The organism is Amycolatopsis sp. MEPSY49 (assembly GCF_051337345.1).
Lineage (GTDB): Bacteria > Actinomycetota > Actinomycetes > Mycobacteriales > Pseudonocardiaceae > Amycolatopsis.
This window is the reverse complement of sequence record NZ_JBDLYJ010000008.1, coordinates 185,857-198,857: the sequence shown is the minus strand read 5'-3', so window position 1 is coordinate 198,857 and position 13,001 is coordinate 185,857. Positions and strand designations below refer to the sequence as shown.

General features: G+C 71.0%; 12 protein-coding genes. 8 read left to right on the top strand and 4 right to left on the bottom strand.

Annotated elements, in window-relative coordinates; all coding sequences use genetic code 11:
* Positions 1-124 precede the first annotated feature (124 nt).
* The 3 genes from ABFJ78_RS32015 to ABFJ78_RS32005 are packed head-to-tail and all read right to left on the bottom strand — an operon-like array spanning position 125 to position 3,166.
* Positions 125-778, bottom strand: a complete 654-nt coding sequence (locus ABFJ78_RS32015) for a response regulator transcription factor (protein WP_364459292.1) — start codon at positions 776-778, stop codon at positions 125-127.
* 19 nt (positions 779-797) lie between these two features.
* Complete coding sequence (locus ABFJ78_RS32010) at positions 798-1,913, bottom strand: sensor histidine kinase (protein WP_436390339.1); 1,116 nt, start codon at positions 1,911-1,913, stop codon at positions 798-800.
* Positions 1,904-3,166: a nucleotide disphospho-sugar-binding domain-containing protein gene (locus tag ABFJ78_RS32005; protein WP_436390337.1), complete on the bottom strand. Its 1,263-nt coding sequence runs from the start codon at positions 3,164-3,166 to the stop codon at positions 1,904-1,906. The genes ABFJ78_RS32010 and ABFJ78_RS32005 overlap by 10 nt, the downstream gene beginning before the upstream one ends.
* 275 nt (positions 3,167-3,441) lie before the next feature.
* Here ABFJ78_RS32005 and ABFJ78_RS32000 point away from each other — a divergent pair, with 275 nt between their 5' ends.
* Together ABFJ78_RS32000 and ABFJ78_RS31995 are read left to right on the top strand one after the other, a co-directional pair.
* A complete protein-coding gene (locus tag ABFJ78_RS32000) occupies positions 3,442-4,389 on the top strand; it encodes a proline iminopeptidase-family hydrolase (RefSeq protein WP_436390335.1) in 948 nt (315 codons plus the stop codon).
* Complete coding sequence (locus ABFJ78_RS31995; RefSeq protein ID WP_436390333.1) at positions 4,382-5,341, top strand: ACP S-malonyltransferase; 960 nt, start codon at positions 4,382-4,384, stop codon at positions 5,339-5,341. The genes ABFJ78_RS32000 and ABFJ78_RS31995 overlap by 8 nt, the downstream gene beginning before the upstream one ends.
* Here the strand turns inward: ABFJ78_RS31995 and ABFJ78_RS31990 are convergent.
* On the bottom strand, positions 5,334-5,579 hold the full coding sequence (locus ABFJ78_RS31990; RefSeq protein WP_086674110.1) for a phosphopantetheine-binding protein: 246 nt from the start codon (positions 5,577-5,579) through the stop codon (positions 5,334-5,336). The two genes, ABFJ78_RS31995 and ABFJ78_RS31990, sit on opposite strands and share 8 nt — an antisense overlap.
* A gap of 129 nt (positions 5,580-5,708) precedes the next feature.
* On the opposite strand from ABFJ78_RS31990, the gene ABFJ78_RS31985 reads away from it, so the two are divergent.
* The 6 genes from ABFJ78_RS31985 (at position 5,709) to ABFJ78_RS31960 (ending at position 12,965) form a co-directional block, all read left to right on the top strand.
* A complete protein-coding gene (locus ABFJ78_RS31985) occupies positions 5,709-7,184 on the top strand; it encodes an AMP-binding protein (protein WP_436390331.1) in 1,476 nt (491 codons plus the stop codon).
* Positions 7,185-7,368: 184 nt separating this feature from the next.
* On the top strand, positions 7,369-8,817 hold the full coding sequence (locus ABFJ78_RS31980; RefSeq protein WP_436390329.1) for an AMP-binding protein: 1,449 nt from the start codon (positions 7,369-7,371) through the stop codon (positions 8,815-8,817).
* Positions 8,814-10,028 (top strand): type III PLP-dependent enzyme, encoded by a 1,215-nt coding sequence (locus tag ABFJ78_RS31975; RefSeq protein ID WP_436390327.1) that lies wholly within the window; start codon positions 8,814-8,816, stop codon positions 10,026-10,028. The genes ABFJ78_RS31980 and ABFJ78_RS31975 overlap by 4 nt, the downstream gene beginning before the upstream one ends.
* On the top strand, positions 10,025-10,501 hold the full coding sequence (locus tag ABFJ78_RS31970; RefSeq protein ID WP_436390325.1) for a cobalamin B12-binding domain-containing protein: 477 nt from the start codon (positions 10,025-10,027) through the stop codon (positions 10,499-10,501). Before ABFJ78_RS31975 ends, ABFJ78_RS31970 begins: the two co-directional genes overlap by 4 nt.
* Positions 10,498-11,769, top strand: a complete 1,272-nt coding sequence (locus ABFJ78_RS31965; RefSeq protein ID WP_436390324.1) for a methylaspartate mutase — start codon at positions 10,498-10,500, stop codon at positions 11,767-11,769. The genes ABFJ78_RS31970 and ABFJ78_RS31965 overlap by 4 nt, the downstream gene beginning before the upstream one ends.
* A 38-nt stretch (positions 11,770-11,807) precedes the next feature.
* Positions 11,808-12,965, top strand: coding sequence for a cytochrome P450 (locus ABFJ78_RS31960; protein ID WP_436390322.1), 1,158 nt, complete (start codon positions 11,808-11,810; stop codon positions 12,963-12,965).
* The last annotated feature ends 36 nt before the right edge of the window (positions 12,966-13,001 follow it).

Genomic DNA, 13,001 nt, shown 5'->3' with positions numbered 1-13,001 from the left:
CATCCGCGTGTTGGGGCCCGCCGCCCCCCCCCGTCCGGCCGAACCCGCGGTGCCGGCCCCGCGGGTGCGCCGCCGGCCGCCGTTCCGGACGGCGACCAGCTGGCGCACCCGCCGCTGAGCCCGCTCAGGCGCGGACGTTCGTACTGTCCAGGTAGGTCAGCACCGCGCGGATGCGGCGGTTCTCGTCGCGGCTCGCCTCCAGGCCCAGCTTCGCGAAGATGTTGCTGATGTGGTTCTCCACCGCGCCCTGCGTGACCACCAGCTGCTTCGCGATCGCCGCGTTCGACAACCCCTGGGCCATCAGTCCCAAAACCTCCGTCTCGCGCGCCGTCAGCGCGTGCAGAGGGTCGCGGTTGCGGGACAGCATCTGCGCGACGACGTCCGGGTCGATCGCCGAGCCGCCGCCCGCCACCCGGCGGACCGCCTCCAGGAACTCGCGCACGTCGGCGACGCGCTCCTTCAGCAGGTACCCGACGCCGGACGTGCCCTCGGCGATCAGATCGACCGCGTAGCTGCCCTCCACGTACTGCGACACCACCAGCACCGGCAGGCCCGGCACCTCCTTGCGGGCCGCGAGCGCCGCGCGCAGGCCCTCGTCGGTGAACGTCGGGGGCATCCGGACGTCGGCGATGACCAGGTCCGGGCGGTGCTCGCGGACGGCGACCAGCAGGTCGTCGCCGTTGGACACCGCGGCCGCGGTTTCGATGCCGACGTCGGCGAGCAGGCTCTGCACGCCGGCCCGCAACAGGACGGAGTCTTCGGCGATGACGACACGCATTGTTCCCACTCCCAGGGGTTCACCAGCGGACGGGCAGGTCGGCGCGGACCACGGTCGGCCCGCCCACCGGGCTGACCACGGTGAGCACGCCGTCGATGGTGGCGGCCCGGTCGGCGAGCCCGGCCAGCCCGCCACCCGGACGCACGGACGCGCCGCCGTGGCCGTTGTCGACGATCTCGACGACGACGGTCTCGTCGTCGCGGGTCACCCGCACCGTCGCGCGGTCGGCGCCCGAGTGCTTGGTGATGTTGGTCAGCGTCTCGCTGACGATGAAGTACGTCGTCGTCTCCACCGGCGCCGGCGGGCGCGGCTCGACGGTCACCTCGACGTCGACCGGGATCGGCAGCCGCGCGGTCAGCGAGGACAGCGCCGCGTCCAGGCCGCGGTCCTGCAGCACCGGCGGGTAGATCCCGCGGGCGAGGTCGCGCAGCTCGGACACCGCGAGCTTGGCGTCCGCGTGCGCCGCGCCGATCAGCTCGCGCACGGCCGACGAGTCGTCGTTGTCGAGCTTCAGCTGGGCCCGGCCCAGGCTCATGGCGACGGCCACCAGCCGCTGCTGCGCGCCGTCGTGCAGGTCGCGTTCGATGCGCCGGCGTTCGGCCTCGACCGCGTCGACACCGCGGGCCCGGGAGTCGCTCAGCTGCCGTGTGCGGGCTTCGAGCTGCTGCGTCCGGTTCGGCCCCAGCATCGACGCCGTCAGCGCGGCGTGCGTCGCGCCGATCCGCGGGGCGACGAAGATCCCGAACGGCGGCACGGCGACCGAGACGATCCCGGCGACGAACTCCACGATGCCCAGCGGGAACGCGAGCAGCACGTAGTTCACCTCGTGCCAGGTGACCGGGTCGACCAGCCGCGCCTGCCACGTCTGCAGCAGCCCGGGCCCGTGCGGGCGACGGCGCGGCGCCGGGATGTCGACGCCGAGCATGGCGCCGGTCCAGCGCCGTTCCAGGTCCGCGAACCCGCGGACGAGCGAGGTGGCGGCGATCAGGATCGGGATGCCGATCCACAGCATGGTGGTGGCGATGCCGAGCACCATCGTGACGAGCACCAGCACGAAGGCGAAGATTCGCAGCGGCAGGCTCGCGATCAGGAAGCCGATGGTGCGCACCACCTTCGGCCGCCCGGTCACCGGCATCGCGCGATCCGTTCCAGCTCCGGCACGAGGTCGTCGAGCGTCGGCGTCGCCAGCATCTCGTCCCGGACCTCGAGCGCGCAGGCCCGGAACGACGGTTCCGTCAGCAGTCTTTCCAGTCCACTTCGGACGGACTGCGGCGTGACGTCCTCGAGGTCGAGCACCAGGCCGTTGCCGCGCTTCTCCTGGGCGACGGCGGAAACCCGCTCGCTCCACGTGGTACCGGGGATGATCAGCTGCGGCACGCCGTTGACGACGGCGTTGCCGATCGTCGCGCCGCCGCCCTGGTGCACGATGGCCGAGCAGCTCGCGAGCAGCTCGTACATCGGCACGAAGTCGACCGCGCGCACGTTGTCCGGGATCTTCTTCACCGACGCGAGCTGGGATTCGTTGAGCGTCGCGATGACCTCGACGTCGAGGTCGGCGAGCCCGTCGAGCAGGTCGGCCACCGACGTCTCCTCGACGCCGAGCACCTGCCGGTTCGAGATGCCCAGCGTCAGCATCACGCGCGGCCGCTCCGGCGTCTCGAGGACCCACCGGGGGATCGCCATCGGCTTGTTCTGCGGGATGAACCGCGCCGGCACGTAGTCGACGCCGACGCCTTCGTAACGCAGGTAGGACGGGTGGCAGTCCAGCGTCTTGACGCCGTGGCGCAGCGCCTCGTCGTACTCCGCGCCGAATCGTCCCACGGCGGCGGACATCCACTCGACGAACGGGTCCGGCGAGGTGTCTTCGGGGTGGTTCGCGCGCAGGTCGCGGTACTGCGCGGCGATCCGCGCGGTCTGGTCGGCGGCGTACATCATCCGCAGGTGCGGGACGCCGAGGACGTGCGCGACGATCGGGGCCGCGTAGATCATCGGGTCCCAGACGACCAGGTCCGGTTTCCAGCCCTTCGCGAACCGCACCAGCTCGTCGAGCAGCGCGTCCGGGGTGGTCCAGCGGAAGACCTCGACCCAGTGCTCGTAGACGGTCCGGACGTACTCCTCGGTGTAGCGCTCCGGCCGGCTTTCGGAGATGCGGAAGCCGCCCTGCATGGCGTTGTCGCCGTCCATCTGGAGCTGGCGGTGGCGCGCGATGTCGAGCTCGTCGCCGAACCACATCGCGTCGAGGCCCGTCTCGGCGAACGACGCCACCTCGCGCGGGTTGCGCTGGCCCGCGAACCGGACCTCGTGGCCGGCCGCGGCCAGCGCCCAGCCGACCGGGGCCATGCTGTAGACGTGCGTCCTCGTCGGGAACACCATCATCATGACGCGCATGGACGCACTCCCCGGAAGTCGGCTGCTGCTGTCTAGAAAGTAGTGCGCAGGCACCGCCAGGCCGACCCGGCAACGCGCCGGTAGGGGTCGGCAACCCCTGTTCTCACACGGAATCCTTCCGCCCGGACGCCGCCGTGCGCTAGGGATCTCGAGTGGGTTTGGAACGGCTTTAGACGCCCCTTAGGGGCTGGTTCCGGCGGGCCCGCGACGGCTAGACATGAACGTGGGTCCGGCCGCGTGTGCCGGGGCGAGGGATACGAACAGAGGTGATGAGCATGGCCGTGGCACCGATCACGAAGGGCTGGGTGCCCTTCGGCGGGTACCGCACCTGGTACCGCGTCACCGGGGAGACCGGGGGCGAAGCGCCCGCCGTCGTCGTGGTGCACGGCGGGCCGGGGAGCACGCACGACTACCTGCTGAACCTCTGCTCGCTCGCCGGGCACGGGTTCCCGGTGGTGCACTACGACCAGCTGGGCAGCGGCGGCTCGACCCGGCTGCCGGGCAAGGGCGCGGACTTCTGGACGCCGGAGCTGTTCGCCGACGAGCTGGACAACCTGGTGCAGCACCTGGGCATCGAGGACAACTACGTCCTGTTCGGACAGTCGTGGGGCGGCCTGGTCGTCGCGCGGCACGCCGCGCAGCGCCCGGACGGCCTGCGCGGGCTGGTGATCGCGGACTCGCCGGCGTCCTACCCGCTGTGGCGCCGGGAGATGGACGTGCTGCGCGCCCAGCTCCCGCCGGGCGTCGACGACCAGCTGCGAGCGCACGAAGCCGCCGGCACCACCGGCGCGCCGGAGTACTTCGAGCTGATGCGCGCGTTCTACGACCGGCACGTCTGCCGCGTGCTGCCGTGGCCGGCCGACTACCTGGCGTCGTTCATGGAGATGGCCGACGACAACACCGTCTACGCCACGATGAACGGCCCGAGCGAGTTCACCGTCACCGGCACGCTCAAGGACTACTCGGTGATCGACCTGCTCGACGACATCGAAGTGCCGACGCTGCTCGTCTCGGGACGCCACGACGAGGCCACCCCCGTCACGATCCAGCCGTACTTCGACCGGATCCACGACGTGCGCTGGGAGATCTTCGAAGACTCCAGCCACGTCCCGCACCTCGAGGAGCCCGAGCGGTTCCGCGAAGTCCTGCTGGAGTTCCTGCGGGACGTCCACCCCACCGCACCCGCGAGCCGGGTCGAACGAGAGGTCGCCAGTCATGGATGAGGCCACCCGGCCGGGATCGGCGGTCGTCTTCCCGGGGATGAGCCCGTGTCGCTTCGCCGACTTCGGCAAGTTCCTGCTGATCAACCCCTTCGCCCGCCGGTTGATCGGGGAGGCGAACGAGCGGCTCGGCTACTCGCTGGTCGACCGCTTCCGCGAAACCGAGGGCGACTACTCGCCGTACGCGCAGGTCGGGTTCATGCTCACCTGCGTCGCGCTGGCCGAATGGGCCGAGCAGGAGCAGGGGATGAGCCCCGACTTCTGCGCCGGCCCGAGCTTCGGCGAGAAGCCGGCCAGCGTGTACGCCGGGTCGCTGACCTTCCCGGACGCGGTGTGGATGACGGCGGAGCTCGCGCGCTGCCTGACCGAGTTCTTCGACACCGAGTACACCGACGTCGTGACGCACTCGTTCGTCCGCACCCCGGAAGAGAAGCTGAAGGACGCCCTGTCCCAATTGGACGCCAAGGGCGAGTGGTTCGACATCTCGTGCTACATCGACCACGACTTCTACATGGTTTCCGTGCGCGAGAAGAACCTCGACTGGCTCAAGCAGACGGTCCGGAGCATGGGCGGGCTCTCCCTCTACACGATGCGGCCGCCGCTGCATTCGCGTGCCTTCGGGGCACTGCGCCGCAAGGCGGAGGACGAGGTGCTCGGCGATCTGGAGTTCCACGACCCGCTGCTGCCGATCGTCGCGGACCAGGACGGAGAGATCCTGCGCACCGGTGACCAGGTGCGCACGATGCTGCTCGACAGCATCGTCAAGCCGATGCGCTGGCCGGACGTCGTGCACACGCTCGCGGACAACGGCGTGCGCAAGCTCTGGGTCGCGGGGCCGGACACGCTGTTCGGGCGCGTCCGCGTGACCACTAGCCGCTTCGAGGTCGTCACGGTCAACCCGCGCATGGCCCTGCAACCCCGCCGCCGGGGCGCAGGACCGTCGCGGGTCAGCTAGCGGGCTGCAGCGCGGACAGCGTGGTCCAGAGCCGGCCGGGGTTCTCGAACGTCTCCAGGTTCAGGGCGTCGTCCTCGAACCGCACGTTGTAGCTCTGCTCCAGCACGGAGAGCAGCTCCACGGTGGCGAGCGAGTCCAGCCCGTACTCGCGGAGCGGGGTCTCTTCGGTCAGCGCCTCCTCGGCGGGCAGGAAGGGGAGGAACGTGCGAAGGGTCTCGTCGAAAGTGCTGTCCCACATGGCTACTCCGGATCGCTAGGTTGGGATCTACCGAGAGGAAACCGACCGCCCGGTTCGGTTTTGGACTCTACCGCGCGTCGCCGTCCCGGATCGACGCATCGGCACCCCTATTCATTGCGGAGGAACACGATGGACACCGGACTCACCAGCGGGCTGCACACGCGGTTCCTGCGCGGCCTGGAACGCTCCGGTGGCGGCGTGGCCGTCCACGTGGGCGACCAGGCCCTGAGCTACGAGCGGCTGAACGACCTCGCCCTCCTTTGGGGCGGCGCGCTGGCCGAGGCCGGCGCCCGCACCGTAGGGGTGCTGGCGGGCAAGGGAGTCACGGCGTACGCGGGGATTCTGGCCGGGCTGTACGCCGGCGCGACGGTCGTCCCGCTGCGTCCGGACTTCCCGGTCGCGCGGACCGCCGCGATGGTCGAGGCCGCCGGGGTCGACGTGCTCATCGCCGACGAGCGGGGGCGCGCGGTGGCACCGGCCGGGGTTCCGGTGCTCGGCTCGCCGCCGGCGTCGCAGGCCTTGTCGGCGCCGCTGGCGCCGACGTCGGACACCGCGTACGTGCTGTTCACGTCAGGCTCGACCGGGCGCCCCAAGGGCGTGCGGATCGGGCACGCGGCGGTCGACCACTACTTCGGCCTGCTGGACGAGCGGTACGACTTCACGCCGGACGACGTGTTCTCGCAGACGTTCGACCTGAACTTCGACTGCGCGATGTTCGACCTGTTCTGCGCGTGGGGCGCGGGGGCGCCGGCGGTGGTGCTGCCGGGCGGGGCGTACCGCAACCTGCCGCGGTTCGCGGCCGAGCGCGGGCTGACGGTGTGGTTCTCCACGCCGAGCGCGATCGACCTGGTCCGCCGCACCGGCGGCCTGACCCCGGGCGCGCTGCCGGGCCTGCGGTGGAGCTTCTTCGCGGGCGAGGCGCTGACGGTCCGCGACACGGCGGACTGGCGGGCCGCGGCGTCGTCGTCTCTGGTGGAGAACCTGTACGGGCCCACCGAGCTGACGATCACGGTGTCGGGCTACCGCTGGGACGACGTCACGACACCGCGGGTGGCGGTCAACGGTGTGGTGCCGATCGGTGCGGTGCACGCGGGGCACGATTACGTCCTGCTGGACGGGGACGACGTCGAGGGCGAGCTGTGCATCGCGGGCCCGCAGATGACGCCGGGCTACCTGGACCCGGCCGACGAGCAGGGCCGGTTCCTGGAGCGTGATGGAAAGCGCTTCTACCGCACGGGCGATCGGGTGCGCCTGCTGTCCGACGGTCTCGCGTACCTGGGCCGGCTGGATTCCCAGGTGCAGGTGCTGGGGTGGCGCGTCGAGCTGACGGAGGTCGAGCACGCCCTGCGCGACTGCGGCATCCAGGACGCGGTGGCGCTGGGCGTGGCCGGGGACGTGGGGACCGAGCTGTTCGTGTTCTACACGGGTGGGGAGCGGCCGGTGCTGGAGCTGGTGCGGGCGCTGCGGGCGGTGTTGCCGGAGGGGGTCATTCCGCGGCACTACCGGCACGTGGCGGAGTTCCCGCTGAACTCGAACCGCAAGATCGACCGCAAGACTTTGGCGGCCCGGGCGGCGGAGATCCTGTCCCCGGCTCCGGTGGGGTGAGTGCGGGGTTCGCTCGAACCAGGACCGCACCACCCGCTTTGGCGCGCCCGGACCCCGGCCGACCGGGGCTTAGGGGCCGTTAGGGGTGTGGATCCGCAGGTCGGCGCGGCTAGTTTTCCGTAGGTCTCCAGGTGTGTCTTCCACGCCGGCCCGGTCATCCTTCGAGTCCTACGGAGTGGCAGTCGTGAACGATTCTCTGGTCCATTCTCTGCTCGACGCCGCGGCGGCCGATGCGGCCGGGGCGTCGGCCGTCCGGGACCGTGCCGGTGCCTGGACCTACGGCGAGCTCGAGGCGTGGAGCCACGCCGTCGCCGTGGTGCTCGCCCGGCGCGGTGTCGGGCACGGCGACCGCGTCGTCGTGCAGCTGCCCACCGATCGGGCACTCGTCGCGCTCTTCTACGGGACTTCGCGCCGTGGGGCGGTCTTCGTGCCGATCAACCCGGCCATGAAGAAGTTCCACTTCGACTCCGTCGTGGCCAACGCCGAACCCGTACTCGTGCTCACGCCGGAGAACTTCGGTCCCTTTTGGACGGAAGTCGAGGCGGCACACGGGCACCGCGTCGACGACGTGGCAACAGAAGAAGACGACATCGCCGTCCTCGTCTACACCTCCGGCAGCACCGCCGCGCCGAAGGGCGTGATCGGCCCGCACCGCCAGGTCACCTTCGCCTCCCGCGCCATCCAGGCGGTCCTCGGCTACCGCCGGGACGACGTCGTCTTCTGCCGGTTCCCGATGTCCTGGGACTACGGCCTCTACAAGGTGCTGCTGAGCACGCTCGGCCGCAGCGAGATCGTGCTCGCCGACGCCGAGTCGGACCTGCGGCTGCTGCGGCGGATGCGCGAGGTCGGCGCCACCGTCGTGCCGATCGTCCCGTCGCTGGCCACCATGATCGCCACGCTCGCCGCACGCGACACCGAACCGCCGGCGCCCGTGCGGCTGTTCACCAACACCGGCGCGGCCCTGCCCGACGCCACCATCGCGCAGCTACGCGAAGCGTTCCCCGGCGTCAAGGTCGTCCGCCAGTTCGGCCAGACCGAGTGCAAGCGGATCACGATCATGCCCCCGGACGAGGACGCTGAGCGCCCCGGTTCGTCCGGGCTGCCTCTGCCCGGCACGTCCGTGCTGATCCTCGCCGCCGACGGGACCGAGCTGCCCGCCGGGGACATCGGCGAGATCGTCGCCGCCGGCCCGCACGTCATGCCCGGCTACTGGCGGGCCCCGGAGATCTCCGCGCGCGCCTTCCGCCGCGACGAGACCACCGGCGAGCTGCGCCTGCACACCGGCGACTACGGCCGCCTCGACGCCGACGGCTACCTCTACTTCGAGGGCCGCCGCGACGACATGTTCAAGCGCAAGGGCATCCGGATGTCCACTTTGGAGATCGAAGCCGCGGCGATGGACATCCCCGGTGTCCGCGCGGCGGGCGCGATCCCGCCGAGCGGGACGCGGGACCTCGCCATCTGCGTCGAGACCGACCTGCCGCCCACGACCGTGCTGCGCGAGCTGGCCAAGCGCCTCGAACCGCAGAAGGTCCCGTCGCTGTGCCACGTCGTCGAGGAGTTCCCGCTCACGGCGCACGGCAAGAACGCCACCAAGGAACTCGCGCAGCTGGTTGAGGGGGCCCGCGCATGAGCAAGTACGACGGCATCGCCGCGAAGTACGGCACGCCCGCCTACGTGTACGACCTCGACGTCGTCGCTGAGTCGCGGGACCAGCTCTTCGGCCTGCTGCCCGAAGGATTCCAGCTGTTCTACGCGCTGAAGTCCAATCCCCACCCCGAAATCGGGCGTGAGCTGCGCCGCGGCGGCTGCCGCGCGGAGATCAGCTCGACCGGTGAGCTGGTGAACGCCCTCGAAGCCGGGTTCGACCCGGCCGGCATCCTCTACACCGGACCGGGCAAGACGAACGAGGAGCTGGAACACGCGCTCGCGGCCGGGGTCCGGCTGTTCTCCGTCGAGTCGCTGACCGACCTGCAGCACGTCGGCGTGGCGGCCGAAAACCAGGGCGTCACCGCGTCCGCGCTGCTGCGCATCAACACCACCGCGAGCAGCGGCGGCACCGGCATCCGGATGATGGGCCGCCCGTCGCAGTTCGGCATCGACGCCGAGACACTGCCCGACCTCATGCCCGTCCTCAAAAAGGTGCCGGGCACGCGGGTCGTCGGCGCGCACTTCTTCACCATGAGCAACGCCCAGGACGAGGACGCCCTGCTCGGCGAGTACGAGTTCGTGCTCACCTCGGCCGCGCGGCTGCGCGACGAAGTCGGCCTGCCGCTGGAGGTCCTGGACATCGGCGGCGGCTTCTCCTCGCCGTACGCGGTGCCCGGCCCGCGCACCGACTACCCGAAGCTGCGCGCCGGCCTGGAAACGCTGCTCAACCTGCACCTGCCCGAGTGGCGGGACGGCGGGATCGAGCTGGCCTGCGAGTCCGGCCGCTACCTGTCCGGCAGCTGCGGTTCGCTGCTGGCCGGCGTGGTCAACGTCAAGGACAGCCGCGGCAGCCGGTTCGTCGTGCTGGACGCCGGGATCAACGTCGTCGGCGGCCTGTCCGGGATCGGCCGGCTGCTGCCCGCGGCCGTCGGCGTCGAGGAGACCGGCGACGTCGTCGGCAGCCTCGTCGGTCCACTGTGTACTCCCGGCGACTCGCTGGCCAAAGCGGCGAAGCTGCCCGAGCTGGCTTCCGGCGACGTCGTCACCGTGCCGAACGTCGGCGCCTACGGCGTCACCGCCAGCCTGATCAGCTTCCTCGGCCGGCCGACGCCGGCGGAAGTCGTGGTTCGCGGCGACAAGGTCCTGTCGGTGTCGCGGTTGGACTACCAGCGTGTGTACGAGGTTTCGCCATGACCGAAGAACTGCGGGCCTACGGAACCGGGATCGTCACCGAGCCGCCGCGGCGGACGGTGATCGTCAGCAGCATGGCGTCGGACTCCCACACCTGGAACCTGGTCTACCTGGAGCTGCTCGTCGGCGAGCTCGGCTTCGACGTCGTCAACCTCGGCGCGTGCGTGCCCGACGAGCTGCTGGAGTCGGAGTGCCTGAGCCGCCGCCCGGCGATGCTCGTGCTGAGCAGCGTCAACGGCCACGGCCACCAGGACGGCCTGCGCGTGATCCAGCGGATCCGCGCTCTCCCGGAGCTGCGCAGGCTGCCGGTGGTGATCGGCGGCAAGCTCGGCGTCGGCGGGGCGCTCACCGCGGAAGAAACCGCGCAGCTGCTGCTCGCCGGGTTCGACGCGGTGTTCGACGACCAGCAGGGCGCGGGTTCCTTCCGCCGGTTCGCCGCCACCCTGTCGGCCGGTGTGACCCAGGTGGAGGCGTGAGCTTCGAAGAGTTCGTCGCGCGACGGCACGCCGCGGGCGAACTGGTGGTCCAGCCCCGGATGGGGTTCGCGGACCCGGCCGTCATGCGCGCCGGGCTGGCCGCGACCAAGAACGCGGCCGCCGCGACCGTCGGTACCGTCACGCTCGACAGCTACACCCGCGTCTGCGACACCGCTTCGGTGGCGCACGCGCTGAGCAACGGGATCGCGCTCAACGGTTACCCGATCGTCAACCACCCGCCCGAAGTCACGCGCGGCATGCTCGACGGCCTCGAGGGTCCGGGCTTCCCGGTGCAGGTGCGCCACGGCTCGGCGCGGCCCGCGGACATCTTCCGCGCCATGATCGCCGCCGGCCTGCACGCCACCGAGGGTGGCCCGGTGTCCTACTGCCTGCCCTACAGCCGCACACCGCTCGACGAGTCCGTGCGCAACTGGGCGCACTGCTGCGACCTGCTCCTGGACGCCGAGCACCCGGCCGGCCGGCCGCACCTGGAGACGTTCGGCGGCTGCATGATGGGCCAGCTGTGCCCGCCGAGCGAGCTGGTGGCGCTGTCGGTGCTGGAGGCGTTGTTCTTCTACCGCAAGGGCGTGCGCAGCATTTCGGTGAGCTACGCGCAGCAGACGAACATGGCGCAGGACCAGGAAGCGGTGTCCGCGCTGCGCCGGCTGTGCGCCGAGCTGCTGCCCGACGCCACCTGGCACGTCGTGATCTACGCCTACATGGGCCTGTTCCCGCGGACCTCCGACGGCGCGCGGAGCCTGCTGGGCCGGGCGGCCGAGCTGGCCGTGACGACCGGGTCGGAACGGCTGATCGTCAAGACGACCGCGGAGGCGCACCGGATCCCGACCGTCGCGGAGAACGTCGCGGCGCTGGAGCACGCGGGCGCGGCGGCGCGGGCCGTCACCGAGAAGTCCACAGTGGATGCTGACAACCAGGTCTACCGCGAGGCGTACGCGCTCGTCGACGCCGTGCTGAACAGCCACGCCGACCTCGGCCGCGCGATCGTGGTCGCGTTCAAGCGCGGCCTGCTCGACGTCCCGTACTGCCTGCACCCGGACAACGCCGGGCAGGCGCGCAGCTTCCTCGACCCGGCGGGCAGGCTCGGCTGGTCGGAGCTCGGGTCGCTGCCGCTGCACCGCGTGGTGGAACGCCGCCACGCCGACCGGATCACGTCGTCGACGCTGATGTCGGCGCTTTCCCACGTCCAGAACGCCTTCGACGCCGAGGCGCTGGAACAACCGATGAGAGCGATTGGGGGCGAGTCGTGACGAGTTCACGCCGGACAGTCCGTGCGTATCCGTTCGACATGCACGAGATCTCCGTTTCCGAGCAGTACCACATCCTGCAGCGCGAGGAGCCGATGAGCCGGGTGCAGATGCCCTTCGGCGAACCGGCCTGGCTGGCGACGAAGTACGCCGACGTCAAGCTGGTGACGACCGACCCGCGGTTCAGCCGGGAGCTCGCGCAGGGCCTCGACCAGCCGCGGATGCGCCGCCAGCAGATGGGCGACGGCATCATGGGGATGGACCCGCCGGACCACTCCCGCCTGCGCCGCCTGGTTTCGAAGGCGTTCACCGCGCGTCGGCTGGAGCAGATGCGCGACGGCGTCAAGGACCTGGTCAACCGCCTGCTCGACGACATGCAGGCGCACGGCGACAGCGCGGACCTCGTCGAGGAGCTGGCGCGGCCGCTGCCGGTCACCGTCATCTGCGACCTGCTCGGCGTGCCGCAGGAGGACCACAAGATCTTCCGCGAGTGGACCCAGGCGCTGGTCAGCGACGCAACGGCCAAGGGTGACGTGCTGGACGTCTACGGCGACCAGCTCGACAACTACGTCGCTGGGCTGGTGGCCCAGCGCCGCGAGGAGCCGACCGACGACCTGCTCGGCGCGCTCGTCTACGCGCGTGACGCGGGAGACAAGCTGACCGAGAACGAGCTGATCTCGATCGCCGGCGCGGGTCTGCTCACCGGCGGCGTCGAGACGGTGTCGACGGCGTTGCCGAGCTTCGTCTTCACTTTGCTGACGCAGCCGGAACTCCTGGCGCAGCTGCGCGCGGACCCGGACCTGATGCCGACGGCGATCGAGGAACTGCTGCGGTACGTCCCGATCAACACCGCGGCGATGTTCGCCCGCTACGCGACCGAGGACATCCGCTTCGGCGACGTCGTGGTGCGCGCGGGCGACCCGGTGCTGCCGGCGCTGCACGCGGCCAACCGCGACCCGGAGGTCTTCGCCGACCCGGACCGCATCGACCTGACGCGCAAGCCGAACCCGCACGTGGCCTTCGGGCACGGCCCGCACCACTGCATCGGCGCGCAGCTGGCGCGGTTGGAGTTGCAGGAAGCGTTGAAGGCGATCCTGGAGCGGTTCCCGGACCTGCGGTTCGCGGACGGCCGCGAGGGCGTGAAGTGGGAGTACGGCGTGATCGTGCGCGGGCCTTCGCTCCTGCGCATCGCCTGGTGAGACCAGGCGGGCGGGCGCGGCGAATGGACCGCTGCG

Excerpts from the sequence above, each read along its gene's own strand:
- ABFJ78_RS32000 (WP_436390335.1), top strand. The coding sequence starts at position 3,442 with ATGGCCGTGGCACCGATCACGAAGGGCTGGGTGCCCTTCGGCGGGTAC.
- ABFJ78_RS31975 (WP_436390327.1), top strand. The coding sequence starts at position 8,814 with ATGAGCAAGTACGACGGCATCGCCGCGAAGTACGGCACGCCCGCCTAC.
- ABFJ78_RS32005 (WP_436390337.1), bottom strand. The coding sequence starts at position 3,166 with ATGCGCGTCATGATGATGGTGTTCCCGACGAGGACGCACGTCTACAGC.
- ABFJ78_RS31970 (WP_436390325.1), top strand. The coding sequence starts at position 10,025 with ATGACCGAAGAACTGCGGGCCTACGGAACCGGGATCGTCACCGAGCCG.
- ABFJ78_RS31990 (WP_086674110.1), bottom strand. The coding sequence starts at position 5,579 with ATGTGGGACAGCACTTTCGACGAGACCCTTCGCACGTTCCTCCCCTTC.
- ABFJ78_RS32015 (WP_364459292.1), bottom strand. The coding sequence starts at position 778 with ATGCGTGTCGTCATCGCCGAAGACTCCGTCCTGTTGCGGGCCGGCGTG.
- ABFJ78_RS31960 (WP_436390322.1), top strand. The coding sequence starts at position 11,808 with ATGCACGAGATCTCCGTTTCCGAGCAGTACCACATCCTGCAGCGCGAG.
- ABFJ78_RS31985 (WP_436390331.1), top strand. The coding sequence starts at position 5,709 with ATGGACACCGGACTCACCAGCGGGCTGCACACGCGGTTCCTGCGCGGC.
- ABFJ78_RS31995 (WP_436390333.1), top strand. The coding sequence starts at position 4,382 with ATGGATGAGGCCACCCGGCCGGGATCGGCGGTCGTCTTCCCGGGGATG.
- ABFJ78_RS32010 (WP_436390339.1), bottom strand. The coding sequence starts at position 1,913 with ATGCCGGTGACCGGGCGGCCGAAGGTGGTGCGCACCATCGGCTTCCTG.